Annotated in this window: 14 protein-coding genes and 2 pseudogenes; 7 read left to right on the top strand and 9 right to left on the bottom strand. The window is 58.7% G+C overall.

From position 1 onward, the window contains the following. The first annotated feature begins 1 nt into the window (after window position 1). Together AM571_RS22615 and AM571_RS22610 are read left to right on the top strand one after the other, a co-directional pair. Window positions 2-2,968 (top strand): BPTD_3080 family restriction endonuclease, encoded by a 2,967-nt coding sequence (locus AM571_RS22615; protein WP_004680476.1) that lies wholly within the window; start codon window positions 2-4, stop codon window positions 2,966-2,968. Continuing rightward, entirely contained in the window at window positions 2,961-3,341 is a 381-nt protein-coding gene (locus AM571_RS22610; protein WP_004680477.1) for a DUF6883 domain-containing protein, read from the top strand. The genes AM571_RS22615 and AM571_RS22610 overlap by 8 nt, the downstream gene beginning before the upstream one ends. A gap of 491 nt (window positions 3,342-3,832) precedes the next feature. On the opposite strand, the gene AM571_RS22605 is transcribed toward AM571_RS22610, so the two are convergent. The 7 genes from AM571_RS22605 to AM571_RS22575 form a co-directional block, all read right to left on the bottom strand. Continuing rightward, window positions 3,833-5,653: a DUF262 domain-containing protein gene (locus AM571_RS22605; protein ID WP_004680478.1), complete on the bottom strand. Its 1,821-nt coding sequence runs from the start codon at window positions 5,651-5,653 to the stop codon at window positions 3,833-3,835. Between the two features lie 85 nt (window positions 5,654-5,738). Beyond that, complete coding sequence (locus AM571_RS22600) at window positions 5,739-6,344, bottom strand: hypothetical protein (RefSeq protein WP_004680479.1); 606 nt, start codon at window positions 6,342-6,344, stop codon at window positions 5,739-5,741. Window positions 6,345-6,354: 10 nt separating this feature from the next. Beyond that, a complete protein-coding gene (locus AM571_RS22595; RefSeq protein WP_004680480.1) occupies window positions 6,355-9,513 on the bottom strand; it encodes a UvrD-helicase domain-containing protein in 3,159 nt (1,052 codons plus the stop codon). Further along, window positions 9,513-12,200 (bottom strand): PD-(D/E)XK nuclease family protein, encoded by a 2,688-nt coding sequence (locus AM571_RS22590; RefSeq protein ID WP_004680481.1) that lies wholly within the window; start codon window positions 12,198-12,200, stop codon window positions 9,513-9,515. Before AM571_RS22590 ends, AM571_RS22595 begins: the two co-directional genes overlap by 1 nt. A gap of 184 nt (window positions 12,201-12,384) precedes the next feature. Further along, window positions 12,385-12,810 carry a DUF6527 family protein gene (locus tag AM571_RS37575; RefSeq protein WP_010034424.1) on the bottom strand — a complete coding sequence of 142 codons (426 nt, stop codon included), beginning with the start codon at window positions 12,808-12,810 and terminating at the stop codon, window positions 12,385-12,387. Further along, window positions 12,807-13,997 carry a ThiF family adenylyltransferase gene (locus tag AM571_RS22580; protein WP_004680483.1) on the bottom strand — a complete coding sequence of 397 codons (1,191 nt, stop codon included), beginning with the start codon at window positions 13,995-13,997 and terminating at the stop codon, window positions 12,807-12,809. Before AM571_RS22580 ends, AM571_RS37575 begins: the two co-directional genes overlap by 4 nt. After that, a complete protein-coding gene (locus AM571_RS22575; RefSeq protein WP_004680484.1) occupies window positions 13,972-14,631 on the bottom strand; it encodes a multiubiquitin domain-containing protein in 660 nt (219 codons plus the stop codon). The genes AM571_RS22580 and AM571_RS22575 overlap by 26 nt, the downstream gene beginning before the upstream one ends. A 141-nt stretch (window positions 14,632-14,772) precedes the next feature. Between AM571_RS22575 and AM571_RS22570 the strand changes: the two genes are divergently transcribed. Beyond that, a complete protein-coding gene (locus tag AM571_RS22570; RefSeq protein WP_018247128.1) occupies window positions 14,773-15,162 on the top strand; it encodes an MbcA/ParS/Xre antitoxin family protein in 390 nt (129 codons plus the stop codon). Further along, complete coding sequence (locus AM571_RS22565) at window positions 15,125-15,865, top strand: RES family NAD+ phosphorylase (protein WP_237358602.1); 741 nt, start codon at window positions 15,125-15,127, stop codon at window positions 15,863-15,865. The genes AM571_RS22570 and AM571_RS22565 overlap by 38 nt, the downstream gene beginning before the upstream one ends. Before the next feature lie 239 nt (window positions 15,866-16,104). On the opposite strand, the gene AM571_RS22560 is transcribed toward AM571_RS22565, so the two are convergent. Next, a complete protein-coding gene (locus AM571_RS22560; RefSeq protein ID WP_026188831.1) occupies window positions 16,105-17,250 on the bottom strand; it encodes an RHE_PE00001 family protein in 1,146 nt (381 codons plus the stop codon). Between the two features lie 517 nt (window positions 17,251-17,767). On the opposite strand from AM571_RS22560, the gene AM571_RS22555 reads away from it, so the two are divergent. Then, window positions 17,768-18,685 (top strand): recombinase family protein, encoded by a 918-nt coding sequence (locus tag AM571_RS22555; RefSeq protein WP_008534020.1) that lies wholly within the window; start codon window positions 17,768-17,770, stop codon window positions 18,683-18,685. Between the two features lie 1,026 nt (window positions 18,686-19,711). Here AM571_RS22555 and AM571_RS22545 read toward each other — a convergent pair. Beyond that, window positions 19,712-20,494: pseudogene (locus tag AM571_RS22545) on the bottom strand (integrase core domain-containing protein); the annotation flags it as partial. A 15-nt stretch (window positions 20,495-20,509) separates the two neighbouring features. Here AM571_RS22545 and AM571_RS22540 point away from each other — a divergent pair. Next, window positions 20,510-21,469: an IS4 family transposase gene (locus AM571_RS22540; RefSeq protein WP_004672732.1), complete on the top strand. Its 960-nt coding sequence runs from the start codon at window positions 20,510-20,512 to the stop codon at window positions 21,467-21,469. After that, a pseudogene (locus tag AM571_RS36510) lies at window positions 21,423-21,634 on the top strand (IS3 family transposase); the annotation flags it as partial. The gene AM571_RS22540 and the pseudogene AM571_RS36510, both read left to right, overlap by 47 nt. Between the last annotated feature and the right edge of the window lie 450 nt (window positions 21,635-22,084).

Raw genomic sequence — 22,084 nt, 5'->3', positions numbered from 1 at the left:
CATGTCCCTCATCATCAATTCGCCCTTCGTTTGCCCGGCGCAGCATTGGGTCGAGGCCAAGGGCGGCAAGCTGGAGATCAAGCCCGAGCGGCGGCCGGCAAGCTACGAGGTCTTTGACGCGCGCAACAACACCAAACGCACAGAGGTGCTGGATCTGGTGAACACGATCCGCATCCGCGTGGATCAGTGGCGCGAAGACGGCTGGCCCGGCGTGACCATCGTCACCCGCAAGCTGTTGGAGCACTGGCACGACCACGAAGCGCGACAGCATCCGTTCTATTTCTGCCAGCTTGAGGCCATCGAGACGCTGATCTGGTGGGTCGAGGGTGCGGCAGGCTACAAGCAGGGCATCGCGATCCCCGGCGATGGCGGAGTATGGGAGCGTCTCTGCAACAAGATGGCGACGGGCGCGGGAAAGACCACGGTGATGGCGATGATCATCACCTGGCAGGTGCTGAACGCGCTGACCTATCCGAAGCGGAACAAGGATTTCAGCCGTGCGGTGTTCATCGTGGCGCCCGGCCTAACCGTGAAGGAACGGCTGCAGGTGCTATTGCCCAGCGAGGGCAGCTATTACGACGAGTTCAACCTGTGCCCGTCCGAGGCCCTGCGCCAGAAACTGAACCAGGCGGAGGTGATGATCGAGAACTGGCACACGCTAATGCCGCTGAAGGAAGCGGACCGCTCGGTGGTGAAGAAGGGGCGCGAATCCGACGAAGCCTTCACACGGCGCGTGCTGGGCAAGCTGGCGGCGCACAAGGACATCATCGTCATCAACGACGAGGCACACCACGCCTATCGCAAGCCGCCCGAGGTGAAGATCAGCAAGAAGCATGCCGAGGAGCATGGCATCGACCTCGACGAGGCAACGCGCTGGATCGAGGGGCTCGACCGCATCCACAAGACCCGGCGCATCCAGCGCTGCTTCGACCTGTCGGCAACGCCCTTCGCGCCGACGGGTAAGAAGAGCACCGATACTGCGCTGTTCGACTGGATCATCTCGGATTTCGGCCTAAACGACGCGATCGAGGCCGGGCTGGTGAAGACCCCGCGCGTGGTGGTCAGGGACGATGCGGTTCCGGATGCTAAGACGCTGCGCTCGAAACTCTACCACATTTACCGCGACCCGACCGTTTCCGAAGATCTGAACCGCAAGGCCGAAGCGCATGAAGCGCTGCCGAAGCTGGTCCAGGACGCCTATACGCTGCTCGGCGCCGACTGGCGGGAAACTCGGGCGCAATGGCAGGAGGCCGGGCATCATTCCCCGCCGGTCATGCTGACGGTCTGCAACCGCACCGAAACCGCAGCCCGCATCGAGACCTATTTCAACAAGGGCGATGCGCACTGGCCGGAATTGCACGCACCGACCCGAACGCTCCGGGTCGATTCCAAGGTGCTGGAGAAGGCTGAGATCGGCGAGACCGCGACCTCCGACAAGGATTACGAGGCGCGGCTGAAGGCAATCATCGACGCTGCGACCATCCCCGAGACCCGCCGCCAGCAGTTCCGCGCCCTGAAGAAGGAAGAACTGCTGCGTGAGATCGTGGACAACGTCGGAAAGCGGGATGGGGCCGGACAGGATCTGCAGAACGTCATATCGGTTGCGATGCTGTCGGAGGGATGGGACGCCAAGAACGTCACGCACATCATGGGTCTCCGGGCCTTCACCTCGCAGCTGCTCTGCGAACAGGTCGTCGGGCGCGGATTGCGTCGGGTGTCCTATGACACGGACGAGAATGGCCTGTTCCTGCCCGAATACGTCAACGTTTTCGGTGTGCCGCTTTCCATTTCGGAAACAGGCGAAGGCGGGGAAGCTCCACCGCCTCCGAAACCGACCACTCAGATCGAAGTCCTGCCCGAGCGGGCCCACCTGGAACTTCGCTGGCCGAACGTGCTGCGGGTTGAAACGGTCGTGAGACCACAACTTGCCATGGACTGGGGCAAGGTAACACCGCTCGTGCTCGACCCTGCCAGCACGCCAATCAGCGCGGAATTGGCCCCCGCGCTCGGCGGCGCGACCGACATGGGCAAGGTGACAGCCATCGACCTCGAGAAACTGCCTGACGGCTTTCGTCTGCAACGTCTCGTCTTTCAGGCAGCACGGAAGGCCTTCGCCGAACTCAGCCACGGTTTTTCGGGTAACTACGAGTATCTCGCAGCGCAGCTGGTCAAGATCGTTGAGGCGTTCCTCAACTCCGACCGCCTCGACATCCCGTCGCTGTTCCACTCCGACCCGCTTCGGCGGCGGATTCTGATCGCACTCAACATCGACCTCGTCGTTCAGCATGTGCTGAGCAACGTGACAGAGCAGAACACGGAACGTCTGACGCCGGTGTTCGACGAGGAAAACCCGATCGGCGCCACCGGCCAGATGCGGACCTGGTACACCACCAAGCCGTGCTTTCCGACAACCAAGTCGCATATCAGCCACCTGGTTGGGGATTCATCCTGGGAGGGACATGCAGCGAACATCTTCGAGAAGCGCGACGACGTCATCGCTTATGCCAAGAACGATCATCTCGGCTTCCAGATCTACTACATGTGGGCGGGTTCGCGGCGACGCTATGTTCCGGACTTCCTTGTGCGCCTCACAGGTGGGACGATGCTGGCGCTGGAAGTCAAGGGCACTGACAGCCCTCAGGACAAGGCAAAAAGGCTCGCGCTCGACGAGTGGATCGGGGCAATCAATGCTTCAGGTGGCTTCGGTCGCTGGGATTGGGACGTAGCGTTCGCGCCCCATCAGATTGAGGACATTATCCGTAGGACAGCGGGCCATCGGTTTGCCGCACATTCCCTAGTCAGGCTGCGGCGTGCTTTCACGGCCGCGAGAATCGATATTCCCGCAGGCACAGAAGGAGTCATCGTCGATAGCTATCCGTCGCGAGATGCATACGAGGTTGAGGTTTCGCTTGCCCCGGCTTTGACAGTAACGGTCTTCGGGAGTGATCTGGAGCCGATCGATGCATGACACCCCGCCTTGGCAGCCATTGGGCGAGCAATCGTGGATTGAGAACCCCCAAGACCTTCGCATTGCCGACAATAAGGTCGCTGACTACCTTCTCAACAACAACCATTCAATAGGAGCAGCGAAGGCCAAATTTTTTGAAGGCGTTGGCCACAAACGTGAAGACATTGAGTCATTTAAGGAAACGATGCGAGAGCACGCTGCTTGCAATCCTGTCGCTTCAGTAGAGAAACATGCCTTCGGAATGAAGCTAGTCGTTGACTGCTTTGTCGGGATGCCGAATGGCCGCAGTTATTGCATTAGGACGGTTTGGAATGATCACGGAGACGGCCTACCACCTATTTTGATTACCGCGCATCCAATCGATTTAGCCTAAGCAGGCGCTATTTCGGGACGAGGAATCAAACCAACATCCACGCTGGGTGACTCGAATGAGTGCGCAATGGAGACCAATGACTAGGCGGGACCTCAAGGGTTCCATCTGGCTGAACAAACTGCCATTCACTGACGGAAGCATACGGGCGTAATGAACCTATAGAAACAGACAGAGATTACTGAAACGAACGGCTGATCTTGGAATTGGAGACCAGGCACCCTTTGGGCCCGGAGACGGACCAACCGGTCTTGGCGTGACGGTCGAGATCTGCAGATCTCGATAGAGATGCGGCCTGTAATCAAGCAGCCCTAACGATTTCCATACAGAGTCCCACGGAGCGATATTCAACCCGGACGTTTTTGACGGGCCGGCCCGCACTGCAGGTGGGGCTCGAAGCGCTTTATCGCATGTGGTTACCTGCGCTGGCTCAGCACCTTAGTCGTGTCAGGTAGTCCGCGCATAACCCTTCGTGCAGCCGCTGGTACTCCTTGTCAGTTGCTTGATGCTGAAGGCATTGGGATATCCCAGACGACCTCCGCCAGTTTACTCAGAAACTCCTGACGCTCTGTGACAGCTACCGCATTCCAAGTTTGCCAGCTTTCAAGCTTGCGCACGGTTGCCGTAATCCTGTCGTCCTTGCCCACCTCGTGCGCTGCAGCATCCGCCTGACACTTCGTTAGCAGAAATTTCGACTGCTCATACGCTACGATTTTTCCGGAATACCGGCCGTTCTGAAGCGCCCTGTTGATCGCTTTCTCGATGAGTAACAGGTTGCCGAGACACTGGCGAATATGAATATCGGCGGCACCCTCGCCAAACTCTTCCATAGCCTCGAAAGAAGCATTCGATGCCAAGATGTGCTCAATGTCGTTGCCGCCGGCCGTGTAGTCGGACAGGCGGTCGCGCGATGCACTCGAGCCGTATGCCTGCAGGTCGATATACTGCGTGAGCTTTGCCAGTAGATAGCGGAGACGGAAGCCGCGGAGCTGCCAGGTCTTCAAACCAAGCAACGTCCTCCGGAATTCAAGGGCCAGCGTTTGACGCTCGGCACGCAAGGTTTTCTCCAAAAACAGTTCAAGCTGCGCATCAGAGATTTTGTTGAGCTGATGCGCAGCTTCGATAATACGTCTCTCATACTCTTTACCTGACGTGCCGGTCAGTAGCCAAACGAACATGGTTTTCTCCAGATCGTCGGCAAGTTTGCTGAAATTCGCAGGGGACAGGGAGCGACCAGCAAGCAGGAGAATAAAGTGCTGCTTTATGGACTTTCCTCCGAGCAGACGGGTGTTGATGATTCCTGCCTCTTCTTCGCCAGCGACGTTCTGTCCCTTCGCGAAGTGAGCATACGCCTTGGCAGCGTCAAGCAGCTTTCCGGCAAAAGCGAGCGGTTTTTTTTCGTGATTGGTTTGCTCCGCGTTCTTCCGAAACCAATCGTAGATCGCGTCTTCACGAAGCCTTCCGTCTACGTCATGCGCCGCAAGCAGATAGTACCTCAAGAACCGTAGCGGCTTTTCGTTCGCCTGATAGATAGCATCGGTGAGCTGTTTCCACACAGCTTTCAGCTTGCTAAACTCCTCACCTTTTGCGTTCATGAAAAGGAGGTTCTTGAGCAAGTCCATGGCGTCGAGGCCGACGCCACGATCATTGATCGTCTCAAATATTTTCAACGCCACGGCTACGGTCGGAGTTTCGATCCGGATGATCTTCACCTTGTTGGTGAAGTAGCCGTAGAAACGGCGTACTTCGGCTGGATCGTTTTTAAGCGTGGTCTCAATAAATTCCTTGATTGTCAGATATGCATTGTAGAGATTTCGGATTGACCTCGTTCCATCGCTGGGGGCGTCGGTGCCTGCACCTTCCGCATACCTTCTTAGGACGTCGCCCGCATCTTCGTATTGAAGGTCGAGCCTTAGACTTTGCGTTGTCTCGCCCTGCCAGTTGGTGGAGCTGTAAATTATCTGTCCGGGAAGTTCCTCTGGAACATCTGCCTTTAAAGCGACCAGCTTATCGCGGAGCGCGCATAATGTGAGATAGGCGGTTGTAGTTCGCTGCTGACCGTCGATGAGGTCGAAAACATCGCCGGCCTCGCGACAAACAACAACGGTCCCGATGAAATACTCAGGCGCGTCGTTCTTACTGGCATTCTGGTACTCGCTGTAGATGTCGCTCAGAAATTGTTCGACCTCTTCGCCACCCTCACCGCGAGGGTCCGTCTCACCCCAAACGTACTCCCGCTGATAATCGGGAACGCGGTAAAAGTCTTGGAAAAGAGATTTAATGTTTCGGTCTTGCGGATCGATCTGTTTGTTCATGCATAAAGCCCCGTGTGATAATCTGCTTGTTCCCTTTCAGGACAAGATTAGTCAACTCCCCTACGCGTTAGCGCGCCCAGGCATTTCAAAAGCCCTTGGACGCAGAGTCACCGTGAATCAATGTGCCGACTAGCTCGGCCGGTGTTCCGGGTTGAGGGTGGAACCACAACTCTATGGGAGTGATCGGCCCGTTGACTTTTGTGACAATCTCGATCGCTTGGGTGATCAGACGTTCTGGAAGTTCGCCATAGAACAGGTAAATAGCGCGATGGTAGCCTACGAGGCGACAGTATTCAGATAGCGTTAGAATATCCTTACATATGCCGCCAAGCCGCGCAGAACCAGGTTTCACCTCAATGATGGCATGATTGTTGTCCATCGATCCGGGGATGTGAACAAGCAGATCCGGCGACGCGAGACGGGCGCCGGTTGCCTTGATCAGAGCGTGTCCTTGTTTGTCTACTTCACCGTTCAACACGAACGCAGTGTCCGACGGCCAGATCTGCCGAAGTTGGTGATATAATTCATAGCAATATACGCGTTCGCGAAATTTGGGATCGCTTCCATGGACTGGTAGATGAAAGTAGAGGCCTCCGATGGAAGCCGTAGCCTGACAAAAAACGTCGTTAAGTTGCTGCACCTTAACCTCAACACTTTCGAGGAGATTGGCCGGCGTTGCGCCGGCGGCCATGGCTTATGTTTCAGGGATCGCGCGTCACTGGAGCCAATCGGAACATTGTGCCAACTACGGGCATATGGATCCAGAGTTCAGAGCAACGCCGTCCGGTGATTGATTCCACCGCACCTGCATAGGCAGCAAGTTGCGGCGCGTGGCCAACGGCTCGTTCTTCCCAAAGCTCGAAACGGCCGGGAAAGCTCTTGTGGTCGATAATAGCGAAATCAATCCCGGTTTCGACCAGCATATCAATACGGCCCTTGAGAAGCTGATCGGCTGCGGGTGACGTGACGGGCACTTCAGCAATGCACCTGGTCACCGGCCATCGGCCGCGGCGCCAGGTTGCTAGTCGGTCACTGGCGATAAGCGCATCATCTGCTTTGAAGCCAATCACGTTCCAACGCGTCAGGATAGACGACGCGTCGGCAAGGCGCTGACTTCGGTCGCGGTCTGGATCATCATAGCCGATGATGGAATGGAGCGCTTCGCCTAGCGCTGCAATGTCGGCGATCCCGTGTATCGGGAGCCTTCCGCCAAGGTCAACCCTTTCGACGACCTTCCAGCTTCCACCTACCGCCTCGCTTGGTTTCAGAAACAAGGGCGGACGGACCTGCGGCTCGGTCGTTCGCGCTCGCACGTAGGTGGGCAGCCTGCCACGCTCCGTCAATTCGCCACTCGTCGCAAGCGCCTTCACATTGACTGTGAAATTCTGGTTCCCAACCCCAAGCTGGTTATCGTCGTTCTGGGGAGGAACGACATGCGCTGCGGCCTCCGGCGCATTGAGCAGGCTCAGCCAATTGAGCGGGCCTTTCGCCGGCGGAGCAAAGATCAGATAGTCGCGGGCTCGCGTGGCGCCAACATAGAGAAGCCTGGTGTCTTCCTCGACAGCGCGTTGCAAAGCACGCCGCCCCGTCTCTGAGTTCGCTACCTCAACATCGATCGTGCCGCCTTTTCCACTCTGACCATACGGCCACGGCCAGAAGCGAATCCACCGCTCCGCCAGAGGGTTGCGCCAATCAAGCTCGCCGGTCGTCTCGGCGACCGGCTCGAACAGCCGCGCCTTCGATTCCCAGGCAAGTCCGGTCAAGATCGTCATTGGCCATTCAAGGCCTTTCGATCCGTGATAGGTCATGACCTGGATCGCATCACTGGCAAGGCTTGGGGGGCGCTTCGGCTCCGCTCCGTCGAGCGCAAGCAGCAGCCCCTGCAGGGTCGCAGGCGAGCCGGATGCAGCGCACTCTTCCTCATAGGCGCGTGAGAAACCGCGCAACGCCTCGAGGTCGTCGAAGCGCATCGCGGTATCGCCCCAGCTCTCGATATGGCTCAACAGTGCTGGCAACGCGAGTACGGCGTCGACCAGTTCGGCCGGCGTGAAATTGAGCAATTGACCTGCGAGCCTATCAAGCGCATCCGATATCGGCACGGCTGCCCGGAGCGCTGCGTCGGCATCATCAGAGGTAGCAGCCTGCAGCCATGCATTGGAACCGGCATCATCAGCGAAGAAGCGGGCGAGCTCCGCGAGGGCAAGGCGATCCGTCGCGTCAGCCACGCGCCGACAAGCGGCGAGCACGAATTCCACATGGGGTGTACGCGCAAGTCCCGATCGTTCAACTGCCACCGGAAGTCCAGCACGGCTAAGGGCGAGGGCAAAACGTCCGACATCGGTATTGGAACGGCAGAGAATGGCGATGTCACCTGGCGTGATTGGCCTGTGATCGTGCTTGTCGTCTTCGACAAGCCAGTTGTCGGCTTCGGCCAGACATTGCCGGATTCCCTCCGCGAGGGCTTGTGCCTGCTCGTCGACTTTGCCCATCAGCCACCACCATCCTGCTGAAGGCTTGTCAAAGCCAGCGTCGGATCGCGCCGCATCCGAAAACGCGTGCTTCGCCGCCGGCAGTCCCATCCGTTCGAAGACCGGCGTAAACATGGCATTGAAGAGATCGACCAGGCTTTTGCGGCTTCGCCATGATTTGGACAGGACCGGATTGTCCTCGGGCTTCCCCCCAGCGCCGAGAAACGCAGCCTGGGTCAGCTCGGTGTCGGCGCCGCGAAAGCCGTAGATGGCCTGCTTCGGATCACCAACCCAGGTGCTCTCGTCGACCAGCTCCCCAAGAAGTGTGAACACGGCAAGCTGCAAGGGACTCGAATCCTGGAACTCATCGACGAAGACACGGCTGACACGTTCCTTGAGCCTTGCGGCCAGGTGAGGTGTTTTGAGGATCTCTAGCGCGAGAGCTTCCTGATCCGTAAAATCCAATAGCCCACGCTCGGCCTTCCAATCCTGGTAAGCGGTCAACGCCTCGGCGGCGCAATGAAACGTCTCCGTGATGAACTGCTCGCATTCGAACCGGAGCCGCGGATGCTCGCTGTGCCGCCCCGCCGCGGCGATAAGATGGATCAACGCCTGATTATAAGGCTGTCCGTCCTTGGTGGGCGCGCATTTCACCTTGGTCAAACGCGCCCAAGTCGACCAACTGAGCGTTTCGCCGCGTAAAATGCGTTCATGCGCCGCCCTGATCGTCTCGACCGAATCCGCTCCCGTGCTGCTCACGATGGCCGGGCGCATTTCGAAGGCATCCTTCAACGCGTTGGCCAGTGCTGCGTCGAGGTCCGCGGCGTCTGCCGCGGGAGGTGGAAAGCATGCCAGAAAGGCCTCAATTGATCGCTGCGCCGACGAGGCTAACTGGTCAGCCTCAATTCCATTTGCCCGCGCGAGGGTCGCGATACTGCGCACAGTCCGGCGCCAGTCAGGCGGTTCTCCCGTCCCCGGCGCACGAGGATCATTGTAGCCGAAGTGGTCCGCGAGTTCGTTCAGGACCTCGGCACGTGCGGCGATTGCACCGTCCGCGGCCACGCTGAACACCAGCGACATGTTGGATTCACCGATGACAGCGGTCGACGGCGAGCGCCCCAGGTCGATGACAAATTCGCTGACGATTTGGCTGCAAACGGCGTTGACAGTGCCGAAGCGCGCACCGAGCAACTGGGCAGCTGCGTCCGCCTTGCCTTGCTCAAATAGTTTGGCACGGGCGCGTTCGACAAGTTCATCCGCCGCCTTGATGGTGAACGTCGTCGCAAGGATCTGTTCGGGCGTACGCACCAGAACCTCGTCGGCGATGTCATTGACGATCCTCGTCGTCTTTCCGGCGCCAGCGGCGGCGGTAATGGTCGTCAGTCGCGACATCAAACAAGCTCCTCGTAGACGCGACAGAGGCCGCGCAAATTGCAGAAGCGGCAGGGTTCTTTCGCTGCATCAATCGCAAGCCCAGCAGGTCGCAGATCACCTGTATCGGGGAAGCCGGCCGCAATCAGAGTCCCCTTCGTGGTGAGATCGTGCCAGAGACGCCAATCGTTTTTCACATGGCCAAGCGTAGCGAGGTCATCTATATCCGCTTCAATAGGATTGCCGGTCAGAATGGAGCCCGGACCCGCTACTATGCGTCGCTGGCGCAGCAGAAAATAGCCTCCCGGAGCACCCGTCCCGTCGCTGGCCGAAAGCCCGCGATAGATGGCTAGCTGGATGGCACGCCCGGACGCGACTTCCTCCCTATATCGCCGTTCGGAGCGGGTCCATTTGAGGTCCAGAACTGCGATCCGGTCGCCGCGACGAACCAGGAGGTCGAGTCTGCCCTGAAGCAGGAGCTGCCCCTGGATACCTTCCCGATCGAGCTCCGACCCGACGATCTCCAGACCTTGAGCATGGAGCAGGCGAACAAGCGCCTCCAAGGCACGTGGCACCATTTCGCGAGCGGCCGCGAGTTCTCCGGCATGTTCGGGCTGGAGGAGCGGAGCTGCGATCTCGGGAAGCAGGCTTTCGAAATGCCTGATTGCTTCCGTCCTGATACCGGCTTCGGCCGGTGGTGCGCCCGGAAGGAGCAGCCGGCGGGCGATCTCGTGGGCGAGATTTCCGAAGAGCTGGTCGGTGCCTGGGATTTCTGCAAAACGACCCGGCCGAAGATTGAGAATATCCTGGGCGAACCAGCTCAATTGACAGTTCAACATCCGTGTCAGCGAAGTCGCGCTCTCACGACGGGTGTCGGTAAGGCGTGTCGTTCCCGGCGGTATTGTCCAGACTGGAACCCCTGCTGGCGGCTGCACTTGCCGTCCAACAAGCTGGCGAGGAAGTATCCTGCCGGCGAGCATGGCATCGGGTTCACGCAGCAGCCGTTCCGCCTTGAAGGTGATCGCCGCCCCGCTTTCTTTCAGCAGAGGCCGCAAACGATGCGCCATTGGATGAAGGGTCGTCTGCGCGTCGCGCGCAAGCGCTGGGCGCACGAGAATGAGGTTTCCGTGGCAACGCCGGATGACACTGCTATGGGCGGCCTCGATCCGACGCGCAATCGCTGGTGAAGCATCGATCTCCACTCCATTGGCAATGAGCGCTTCACGCTCGGCATTGTCCCATGGTGTGATGGCAATCTTTTCGCCAGGACCGACAAAGTTCCACCAGATGACACGCAGGGCCGAGGACCACAATGCTCCTGGCGCCTTGATGGCACGAACAGCACCAGCTTCCGCAAAATGGTCCGGATTGGGAACGCCCTCCGACAGGACTTGCAAGACAACCCGCTCGAGAAGGAGGGCGGGAATGACCGAAAGCTCCAGGCGGCTCAGGGCGTCAGACACAGCAGCCGCAGCATTCGAAACTGCCATCAGCAAGCGGTCGCCATCGCCACCGTCCGAACGCATCGCCCAAGCGGCCACTCTCCCGCAGATCGCCAACGCCTCCGACAGTGGCATCCCCTCGCCTCTCGCAAAGCGCCCGACCTCCGTCCATGCGCGCCATTCCGCAAGCGTCGTGTCGGTTTTACGGCGCGCTGTATCCGCGTCGGATCGCGTATTGATTTCGAGCAGGCGATCCTCGATTTGGACCCATGCTTCGCGCCAGACGCGGCCACCGACCCCCGGCTCTTCGCTGAGCGCGCGTGCGAGCCGACGCGCGGCCCAGGCCGCAACAGGTGGCCTGGGAAGGAGAAAGAGGTTTAATAGCGCGCGGGGATCGAACGGCTGCCACGCGGCGGCGAAAGCCAGAGGAAGAACCTGCAGTGCTCCACGCCAGGGTGATGAGGCGGAGAGCCCGAGGGCTGGAATGCCCCTCGCCCGCAAAGCATGGTCCAGGAGCGCCGTATCGCCGTCGGAAGCGAGAATGACGCTTCCGCGCAGGTCCTCCGACGGCAAGGCTGCTAACCAGTCGGCGATCGTTTCAGCAGCCATGAGCTCCGTATCGGCTTCCACCATTGTAAGAGTGCCGTCGCCTGCCAGTGGCTGGACGGGCTCCCCTGATAGAACCCTCTGCACTATGCGCAGGTCAGAGCCCTCTGCCGCCAGGTCGGGCTGCTCGTGTTGGAAGATCGTGACCCCGACGGATTCGAGAGCCTTAACAATGCGTGCCCACAGTGGCGGCAAAAGATCCCGCCGGTCTGCCAAACCGAGTTGGTGAATTCTTAGGCCAGGCCTTGTCTTAAGGACGTCGAGCAAAGCTATGGCGCGATCTTCCAAGCCCGCCGGCAATGTTGGCTCGACTGCCTCTGCGGCAGCGAGATCGTCTAGGCGATTGCTACCGGTCGCGGTACCGTGCCAGCCACCGCCCACCAGCGTATCGCGCCACTCAAGGAGGGTGGCGGCCGTAGACCAGGGATCCCTCGAAAATGACGAGGCCCAGAAACGATCGCCACCGCAAGCACGGAGCTTTGCGAGATAAGTCGAAATGCGCACCGCCTTCGAAACGCTCGGTGCAAGCATTCCTAGCTGGGTTTCAAGCGTCTGAACCAGACCCAAGGGTCCAACGACATCCTCATCCAAACTTCCGGATGCGTCGTGCGCGTCGGGATAAACTCGACCATCTGCTGCCAAGCCGAAGATGAGATGCATGTCCTACCCCTGATTCCCCCTACCCCAGATTGCACTATGCCGGCTCTCGACGCGAGTCATTATCACTGGAGCCCGACGGTGGACCGATTGGGTAGCCCGAGCGAGAACTTTCCGCCTTCCCGTCACCGCAAGCCACTAAATGTCAGAAGGACGCAGGTCTTTGTTCGCCTGCGTCCGCCGCCTGTCAGTTGAAGAACTTTCGGAAGATGGACTTGAACCAGCCAAATAGACCTCCGGCTGTTGGTCCCATCGTTTCTGCAATAGGGGAAGGCGCGGGCGGTCGCTTAAGAAGCCGATCCTTCTCTCGGCCGGCCTCGATTGCAGCCCGTGACATCTTGTTGGCCCAAACTATCATCCCTTGATCGATGACGTAGTGCGAAGCACAGGCAAAGTCGTGATTGCCGATCGATGGCCAGAGCGATGCGTTGTCGCCGTGCATAGTTAACTTGTATTCGGTCGCGACCAGAGGCGTCGATACTTCCTCACCGCACCCGCACGCGCAATTGTGGAGTGCGACGCGACACTCCCGCGAAACATACAAAACCCCGTCGTCGAGAGTTTCAGGTATCTCCGCTGTGAAGACTGTTCTCAGCCTTTTAATCCGCGTCATATCGCAGCCCTGTTCGAGATATTGTTCCCCTCGATCATGTAAACCGAATTCATCTCATTACGCTCATCACGAAAATAGTCCGCCCACCGCTGCCAGCGCATGATGGCCATGATTGCGTTTAGCGAGTTGATGGCCGCGATCTGGATATCCGTTCGGTAGACATCGTCATCTTCTACGTCATCGCCGAAGGGAAGCAGCCTCTCGACCTCGCTCCAGTCGGTGCCTGGGCGGATGAACGTCGCCCTCGCGCATCCGTCCAGCCTGCCATCCTCCAGGCCAACGCCGATCCCGGTGTCGATAAACGGGATCGCCAACCGGACCAGTCCCTCAGCGATTTCGCGCCGCGACGAGCCCTTATCGATGCAGACAAAGACGAAGTCGAAGCCCGAGAGCTCGTCAACATTGCCATATGTAACGCGGACCGGGTGGGAAACGATGCCCTTGTGAATACGCGCGTAAACCTGCGTGTAGTAGTTCACCTTGAAAGGGAACTCCTTGAGCAATTCCCTTTCAGGCGAGCCAGGCGACCGGAACAAATTGTGATTAAGAAGCTGATCCCCGTCATACAGGTGGATCTCCGTGACCCATGTCTTGGCAAGAAGGTCGAGCAGGTAGGACCCGGTCCCGCCAAGGCCTATGATGGCGACCCGTCCCATAAGCTTTCGGTTTACCGCGCCTATACGGTATCGGGCCGAGGCAGAGTCAGGAATTGCGAATGGACTGTCGTCATTTGAGATCAACCCGCGGGCATGCGTCCTGGCGTTAGCCGTTCGGTCCAAAGATCTCGCGGCACCGCCGATCAATCCCTCGTAAGCTACTACCTTGTCGTAGATAGTCTCGTAGCGATGAGTGATCTCCGGCTTCGACGACAAATAATAGCTAACATCAATATCAGCGAAGCGCTGCTGAACGGCACCGTTGACGATATTGTTCATCGGCTTTCCATCGCGATGACATGGCATCCCACCTGCGAAATACATGGTGTGATCGCCCTGCGGCGTCGAGGTCAACCCAGAGGACGCTTCAAGCGAAAGGGCACAGGTGAGGACGCCGCGGGCCAAGGAGCCATCGACCGTCACATAAGGAATGCTACGGACAATCAAATGACCGTTGCTCACCTCAAGCTCGAAGCCTTCGTCTTCGAGTTGCTTCAGAAACGGGTCACGACTTATCAGATCGACGGACATTGAACACCATCCCATTCTTGACCATGATAGATTCACCCTCAACGAGATCACCCTCTGCACCACCGACCCCATGAAGGTAGGTCGTGGTGTAGTTGAAGTTTTCGAAGTCGGGATTCGGGTAAGCAATCGCGGCGATTTCGCGATAGCTATGGCGACGCTTCTCAACGGTCCGCGGCCGCCCGTTGACTTTAATTGTCACGGTTTTGGGTTCGCGGCTACGGACGCGCTCGACGCCCTTACCGCTCAAATCGATTTTGCCATCGACCGGGATGATTGTGTCACCATCACTATCGAGGACCAGTTCGCGGTCCTCATCAATGTCCGCGTAACGATAGAGATCGGCGGCAGCGATTGCTCCCTCGCCCCACTCCCAACCGCGTTCGTCAACAGTGAAGTTGTAAACCCGATCGCTTTCGAAAGTCCGGAATACCGCAGTTTCACCCGGGGCGAACTTCACCTCATCCTCAAGGCCAATCGAGCGCCCGGATTTCTCAACGATCTGTATGAGGACAAACTCGCTCGCAGGCACTTTGCCCGCGGTCTCCCGAATCTGACTGCCGTCCATGACTTTATCGCCGATGCTATAAATCGCGCCATCGACAGTGAACTCGAATTTCTTGTTGTCTTTTACCATAACTGCGCTCCGTTCTCCGGCGACTCTTGATCGTGATTCGTCAGTGGACTACACTGCGATTCTAGTCCCGATATGGACTAATCTATATCGGGACTTATTTGAAATACAAGTCCATATTGGGACTTTTCGGGAGATTCATGCGTGGCTAATATCGAACCCGTCGCCGCAGCGGCCGAAGGGCGATCATCGATTCCGGCAGTCATGGAGGCATTTCAAGGACTTGCGGAGTTGTGGGAGCTTTCAACCGAAGACCAACTTCTCCTGCTGGGATCGCCTGGCCGATCGACCTTCTTTAAGTGGAAGAAAGAAGGAGGCTCAATTCCAAGAGACACCGTCGAGCGAGTCTCTCACCTACTCGCGATCCATAAGGCCCTTGAGATTCTACTCCCGGACAGCAGAGCTGCTGACACTTGGATCCGAAGACCTAACCAGTTTTTCCGCGGGCAGAGTGCTCTCGACGTTATGCGCGGCGGCCAAGTGATGGATATATTCCGTGTCAGACAATATGTGGACGCGCAGCGTGGCGGCTAACTCTTTCACTGTGATCGACGTCAAGCAAACGTTCTTTACTCTCATTCCGTCGCGATTTCCGACGATTGATGTTTTTGCGCGGGTAGCGAATGGTCGGAGTAAGGAACTGGCTGAGATTGAGTCCCTAACCAATCCGCGCCTGAAAGACCGAGAGCGCATTCTCCGAGGTGGAGCTACGATTGTTGATGATAACGCCCCACTTCTTCAGAACTGGAATCATGCCCCATTCACATATCACAACCCGGAGGGCTCGCGGTTTTTCGGCCCCGAAAATCCGGTGCTAGAACTATTTAGCGACATTCAGACAGCCCTTTCTGTTTCCATTTGGAAACGAGAGAGGTTCCTGTCTCGCACTAGCGAGGCACCGATTGGACTTGAGATGCGAGAATTGTCGCGCACCGTGAAAGGCCGCTTCGTTGATGGTCGCGATTGGGATCCGGACCTTGATATTGACACGAGATACAAGCGCGGTCGGCATATCATGGATGCCGGTTTCGACGGCCTGCTCTATAGGCCGCCAGAGCGAGGTGCCGGCTTTTGTGTCTGCGTACTTCGGGGTGAGGTCCTAGATCGGGCCGTTCAGGGCAACCACTTCAAGTTCGTCTGGGACGGAAAACTTATCAGTCGGATCTATTCCTTTGGTTCCGGGAAAGAATATGTACCTGACGATCTGCGGGGTAGCGAGAACGTGATAGCGGCTTAAGCTCGATGCCCCAACCAGGTCATCAATTGTGCAGCGCTTGTAGCAATCCTTGTCGTTGCGTTCATAGTGGTCTAGGATAGCCTTGCTTGCTAGCCGATACTATCTATCGCACTTTTCGAAACACTCAATGACGTCTGCCTTTGTTAGACGCACGCTCATCGTCCCTTTGCCTCAGTCGCTTACACTAGCGGCCCACGACCCTGCACGGAATGCCAACAATCGCCCGGTGACCTTAGACCTTAGTGCACTCCCCATGCCCGAAACCTCCCCCTCCCGGTCATCTCCCTGAGGCCAAGCTCCAAAACAATCCGCCGCGCCGCCTGCGGTGTGACGTCGAGCGTCTTCGCAACCATCCCGGCAGAGACCAGCGGTTTTGCCATGACCAGCTCGACCAGTTCTGGCAATTTTGAAGAGGTTCGGCGTCCCTCCAGCTTTCGCTCCATCATTTTTCGCGCCAGCGTCAACCGGTCATGTTCTTTCATGCCAATCTCCGCGGCCGCGATCAGCCCCTGGGCAATCGCGAGCAGTCGAGTCTTCCGATCGCGACTGCGGCGCCGATCGACGGGTATCGTTTTGAGCCCGAGATTGACGGCGGCAAGATGGGCGCCGGTAGTGATGCCGGCCTGGCGCAGGATCGAGGCGGCAAACAGCCGGCCAAGCCAGGGCGCGTGCTGCAGCACCGACAACTCATTCCAGGCATCGAGGGCGACGATCGCCTGCAGCACGGCCGGCAAGTTTTCGGCCTGGCGCAGCGCGCCGCGCCATTCGTCGAGCCGAGCATCTTCGTCCCAGTCGAGATCATAGACGAGAGGGTCTCGCTCGCGGTTATTGGCCGGGGTCCGACCGGGCTTTTTGGCTCGTTCGATTGCGGCGTCCGAGCGCGCGAGCAGCGCATCGATTGCAGCATAGTCGACGCCCGGCAGATCTTTGACGTCATCACCATCATCACCCTCCCCTTCTGGCTCGATCGGGGCCTTGGGCCTGATGACTCCGGCCGTCTCCGCCTCGCCCGCGGCGGCCGACGTGGTTTCCGATGTCTGCCTCAGCGTCCGCAAACCTTCGGCGGATAGCGCCCAGTCAGGCGCCTGGCCGCAAATGCGTCGGCGAGTGCGCAGCACGTCGCGGGCGATGGTCAGTTCGTGAGTGGGGGTGCGGATATCGCGGGTGGCGTCGTGGAGGACGAGGTCTTCGAGATGGACGAGTTCTCCGTCGATCCACAGCGAGGCGCAGGCGTCGGCAAAGTTTTGGCGTTCTAGCCAGCCTGATCCTACCACGGAGCGCTCAATGCGCTCGTCCAGACGCGTCAGAGCGACAACAGCGTCGAAAGCCGGCCGCATTAAGACACTCAGGCTGATTTTCGAGAGATCGTAAGCCATTGAAATTATGGTAAATGATGTCTTAAACGAAAGCTATAAGGTCACTGCGGTTCCCCACATGCTATAAAAGAGCCCGTGGCGGCTCGCCACCGATAAGTACCGCTTATCGGAAGTGATTGCTATAACGCCGCAAATTAGGGTGTCGGTCACCATGGATCGCAGGAAATGCGCGGTTTTCCAGGCTTTTCGGCCGATTTCGTCTGGGATGACCGGACTCCCCGAGACAGAATTCGGCCGCCGCAGTTGCCCCGCATAATCCCGACCCTTCTTCCGGCATAATGTGCCGGCGACCTCCCGAGGGCCCCTGCTCTCGCGGCATCTCCAAAACGGTTGTTTTTCCGGCCTTTCCGCCACAGGAGCCCGCTGGCGCGGGTTTGTCAGTGCGGACGCTCCGTTGCTTATCTCGGGCGGCGATTTGAGTCTGGCGGGCCGCTATTTGATGCCTAAAACACGCTTGCAACTGTTCGATTTCTAACGCATGCCTTATCTGTACAAACTACTTCGAGACAGGGCCGTTACAAGCGCGATGGCAAAGCCACAAACATTTGACAACCAACAATCTCCCAAGCGGCTGATCGGTTATGCCCGGGTGTCGACGGATGAACAGGTCCACGATGCCCAGTTGGACGAGCTGCGTGCAGCCGGCTGCGATCGGATCCATCAGGAGCATGGTTCCGGAGCATCGCGGGCTCGACCGGTGCTGACGCGATTACTCGCTGAACTTAGCGCCGGCGACGTCCTCATTGTCGTGCGCCTCGATCGACTGGCCCGATCCGTCAGTCATCTCTTGTCGGTGATCGAGGACCTCGAGGCCCGCGGCGTGCATTTCCGGTCGATCCGCGATCCAATCGATACGTCGACCCCGCAGGGCATGTTTTCCCTTCAGGTCCTCGGCGCCGTCGCGCAGCTCGAGCGGGCGCTAATCGCTGAGCGTACCAAAGCCGGCATTAAGGCGGCGAAGGCACGCGGCAAGCTTCCTGGAAATCCCGGTCTGCGAGAACGACGGCCGGAGGCGATCAAGGCAATCTCGCAGGCACGGGAGAAGCTCTATCTCGATGAACTCATTGCATCGGCGCAGACGTGGCTGCCGATGGTGCGTCAACTCCGGCCGCAGCACAGTTGGGACAATGTCGTGCGGGTTCTCAATCGCCGTGGCCACGACTGGACCGTCGAACGCCTTCGTCGCGCTGTTCATCGCATGGTACGCGAAAAGCTCGCGGAGAAGGAACTCCTTGCTCGATCCCCTCGCCGGGCTCCCGAAGACTATCTGATGAAGCTGGTGGCGGCAATTGCCATTGCCGATCCCAACCTGTCGCTGCGCGACATTGCCGCGCAACTGGACCAGATGGGAGAACGGCCTGTGCGCAGCGGCAAGAACTGGCAACCGTCCTCGGTGCGGGTCCTGCTGGACGAAGCCCACCGATTTGGCCTCATTCGCCGTTGAGGGCATGGTTCATCCGACGCCCGATGGCAGAGAGTCTTTTCTTGTCGCTATTCGACTGCATAGCCGTCAGGTCCGGCCTTTGGGGATCTGTAGCGCCAGGACCGCTAGTCGCTATCGCTCCGCGGTTTCAGCTCAGCGCCTACATCCTCGCCGCGGAGCCGGCTTCCTCCGCCTGCTCGCCCCCTCCCCCGGAACGTGCTGAAGGCTTCAGCCGCGGTGATTATGATCCGCAGAGGCGCGCGGGCCATGACCCTCGGCGGCGCGGGTAAAAGCAGAGGACAGCCGCTCCCCTCGCTACCAAAAAGCCGTCTCGGCTGCACGACGAATTCGGGCGCGAGCCGGAACTCAGTCAGACAGTATTTGTTTCTTTTACAATCCGTCCGCGTTTCGGCGTTCTTTCAAGGATGCTCGACAATTTGATTGAGCCATTTGTCCGCGCCGCCAGCTATATTTCCTACAAGAATGATTACGGCCGAAGATCTGCAAACATTCGTTTTACGACCAGCAAATTTCGACTGTCCTCGAAGCCTGGGAGGTCTTCGTCCTGAAGCATCCTGCGGAGACCGCCGTTAAGATTACAAAGCAATGTCTCCTTTCAGTCGTGACAAACACCGCGATTGTTCGTTCGAACACGAAGCCGCTCAATCGGCTCCGTGCATCAACTGACCTTACTACACCAGCCGCATAGAAGGGCTGTCGGCCATTCTACCCGGGCAACCATGACCAATGCCCTTAGAACGTCATGTACGATCAAAAATGACCGCCAAGACCCCGCGACCCATGGCGGCGACAGGACGGTACCTATCTCTACACAACCGATCTTGTGAGAGGTGGCGCGAGGAGCGGGTCATGCGCCGTCCATAGTAGCGCCCGAAAATGTCGCTTCTTTTCAGAGTGTTGTAGCTGTGGTCAGCTGACCACCGGAAAAGCAGCTGTTGGCAGTGCGTCCCACCCCAAAAGACTTGCTGGCCCACGACAGCAGAGTCTGGCGAAAAACCTCGATCAGTGGACCCGCTGACCTAGCACTCAATCCTCTCCGGCAGCGACTAGAGCCTGCGCGCTCCGAGTACGCCAAGTGGCGGAAACGCGAAGCTTTCATCTCGCGCAGCGTTGGAGCCGGTTGCGGCAATGGTATCTGCATCACGTGCCCGGGTCTGGTCCGAGCGATGAGTGCGGCCGGAAGTGGTTGTAATCGTCGGCCCAGCAATGGCGCTTCGGGCATAATCGCAGCCGAGGAACAGGCTTTGGTTGACCATCTCGTCCCGCATCCGGCCGTTGAAGCTCTCGACATTAGCGTTTTGCATCGGCTTCCCGGCGTGATGCCGTGCGACTCGACACTATGATCCTTCGACCTGGCAAGGATGGCATTCGAGGTGAATTCCGTGCCGTTGTCGGAGACGATCATCCCCGATTTGCCGCGCCGTTCGATGAGGACCGACAGTTCGCGAGCGACGCGACGACGCAAGATCGAGGTGCACGGGATCGCCGCCAGGCATTCGCGGGTCACGTCTTCGACGAAGTTGAGCACGCGAAACCGCCTTCCGCAAGCGAACTGGTCGTGAACGAGATTCAGCGAGCTTCGGGCATTGGCCTTCGCTTCGACCAGGATCGGGCCACGCGTGCCGACAGCGTGCCGCCCCGGCTTTTCTGCTTGCGAACGGAAAGTCCTTCTTCGCGATAGAGCCCGTAGATGCGGTCGACCCCAACGTCGCTCCCCCCCCCGCCGAAGCCGCCGGTCGCCGGTCGCCGGTCGCCGGTCGCCGGTCGCCGGTCGCCGAAACGCCATCGCTCATTGGCGAGGTCGCGCAATAGGGCGACTTCTTTATGATGTGGGCGCACCTGCCCGACCAACGCTTCGATCTTTTGTCGCGCGTCATGCATGACCATGCACTCATCGGCGGCTCTAAACTGCGTGATGTCGTAGAGACAGTTCGGTTCTGCGACACCCAAACGATCGAGCTGCGCGAGCGCGCCGACCGTCCGGCGCGGCAGGCAACGTTGTGCCTGCGCTTCGGCCAGGCGACGATCAGGCAACCGCAAAACCTGCGCGAAGAAGGGCTGCCCGACGGGGTTAGGCTCAGTTGGGTCGAGGTCGTCGAACCGGACGCACCCGACGGTGTCGAGCCCTTGCATTGGCTGCTCTTGACCACCCATGCGCTCTCCAGTGCGACTGACGCCTGGCAGATCGTCGCTTGGTACAAGCAGCGCTGGATGATCGAGCAGTTCTTCCGGGTGATGAAGACGCAGGGCTTCAAGATCGAGGACAGCCAATTGCAGTTAGCGCCGCGGCTGGAAAAGCTCGTCGCCATCGCCGCCAAGGCCGCGGCAATCGTCCTCCAACTCGTGCAGGACCGCAGTGGCGGCGATCCTCACCCGGCAAGCCTGGCAGTCAGTCCCCACGAGATCAACACGCTCGCCGCCCTCGAAAGCCGCTTCAAGGGCAAGACCAAGCTGCAATCCAATCCCCATCCCAAAGCTTCGCTCGCCTGGGCCGCTTGGATCATCGCCAAACTCGGCGGCTGGAACGGCTATGCCTCCTCCAAGCCGTCTGGACCCATCACCTTCTTCAACGGACTCAAATACTGTGCCGATGGCTGGGCCTTGCGAGATAGGTATATGCCTCAGTCGTTCGGTGGAGAAATGTTCCACTGGATCATTTGCTTTTGGTCACGAACAAAATCCAGCGACCAGCGGGCAGAGCCTTCGCGTTGGCCAGGATCGGTGCGCGCGTGCCTGCAAGTTCGCTTACGGAAGGGGGTTTCGCGTGCTCAACATCGTCGATGACGCGACGCGAGAATGCCTCGCGGCGATCCCCGGACACCTCGATCTCCGGTCGTCGCCTCGCTCGAAACTCGCAATGATCTCTCCGACAACGGCACCAAACTCACCTCGAATGCCATTCTTGCCTGGTCAAAAGACCATAGGGTCGAGTGGCTCATTGCGTCACCTCGCCCAAGATAGCGGTTGATGAATTCTCCCAGTGTTGTGGAAGTGCCGCCGCGAATCAGCCCCGTAGATTCCGGGGCTGCGGATGGCAGCAGGTACTTGTTCCTATTGCGTCCTATCCATGCGGCGCCATCGCCCACTCGCGATTAGCCGGCACAGCCGGCCGCCTTGCGATTTGCCGCGCCGGTGCCAATGAATTGATGAAAGGCGGCTGCCATTTCGTGCGAAGACTTCGCTCCTGGTCTTGTTCGTGCGCGACCTTGGGCGCGTTCGTATTGAGATCACGGTCTACTGTTCCCCTAAGAGGCGTCATTTGGCTCGGGAGCCAGACGGTAACCGGCACAATGCCTGCGACAAGCCGCCTTTGAAAGTTGGTGTTTTCCAAGGGGTTAGCTTGGTGGTCAGCTGACCACAACCGAAATCCTCAACGGCAGGAATAACGATCAGCCGCAC

Origin of the sequence: Rhizobium etli 8C-3, from assembly GCF_001908375.1 — a bacterium.
GTDB lineage: Bacteria > Pseudomonadota > Alphaproteobacteria > Rhizobiales > Rhizobiaceae > Rhizobium > Rhizobium etli_B.
The sequence above is the reverse complement of the archived record's forward strand: the minus strand, read 5'-3'. Positions and strand labels throughout refer to the sequence as shown.

Bases quoted from the DNA above. Each gene is read 5' to 3' on its own strand.
- AM571_RS22605 (WP_004680478.1), bottom strand. From the start codon at position 5,653: ATGAACAAACAGATCGATCCGCAAGACCGAAACATTAAATCTCTTTTC.
- AM571_RS22595 (WP_004680480.1), bottom strand. From the start codon at position 9,513: ATGTCGCGACTGACGACCATTACCGCCGCCGCTGGCGCCGGAAAGACG.
- AM571_RS37575 (WP_010034424.1), bottom strand. From the start codon at position 12,810: ATGACGCGGATTAAAAGGCTGAGAACAGTCTTCACAGCGGAGATACCT.
- AM571_RS22600 (WP_004680479.1), bottom strand. From the start codon at position 6,344: ATGGCCGCCGGCGCAACGCCGGCCAATCTCCTCGAAAGTGTTGAGGTT.
- AM571_RS22610 (WP_004680477.1), top strand. From the start codon at position 2,961: ATGCATGACACCCCGCCTTGGCAGCCATTGGGCGAGCAATCGTGGATT.
- AM571_RS22615 (WP_004680476.1), top strand. From the start codon at position 2: ATGTCCCTCATCATCAATTCGCCCTTCGTTTGCCCGGCGCAGCATTGG.
- AM571_RS22590 (WP_004680481.1), bottom strand. From the start codon at position 12,200: ATGCATCTCATCTTCGGCTTGGCAGCAGATGGTCGAGTTTATCCCGAC.
- AM571_RS22580 (WP_004680483.1), bottom strand. From the start codon at position 13,997: ATGTCCGTCGATCTGATAAGTCGTGACCCGTTTCTGAAGCAACTCGAA.
- AM571_RS22575 (WP_004680484.1), bottom strand. From the start codon at position 14,631: ATGGTAAAAGACAACAAGAAATTCGAGTTCACTGTCGATGGCGCGATT.
- AM571_RS22540 (WP_004672732.1), top strand. From the start codon at position 20,510: ATGATGTGGGCGCACCTGCCCGACCAACGCTTCGATCTTTTGTCGCGC.
- AM571_RS22555 (WP_008534020.1), top strand. From the start codon at position 17,768: ATGGCAAAGCCACAAACATTTGACAACCAACAATCTCCCAAGCGGCTG.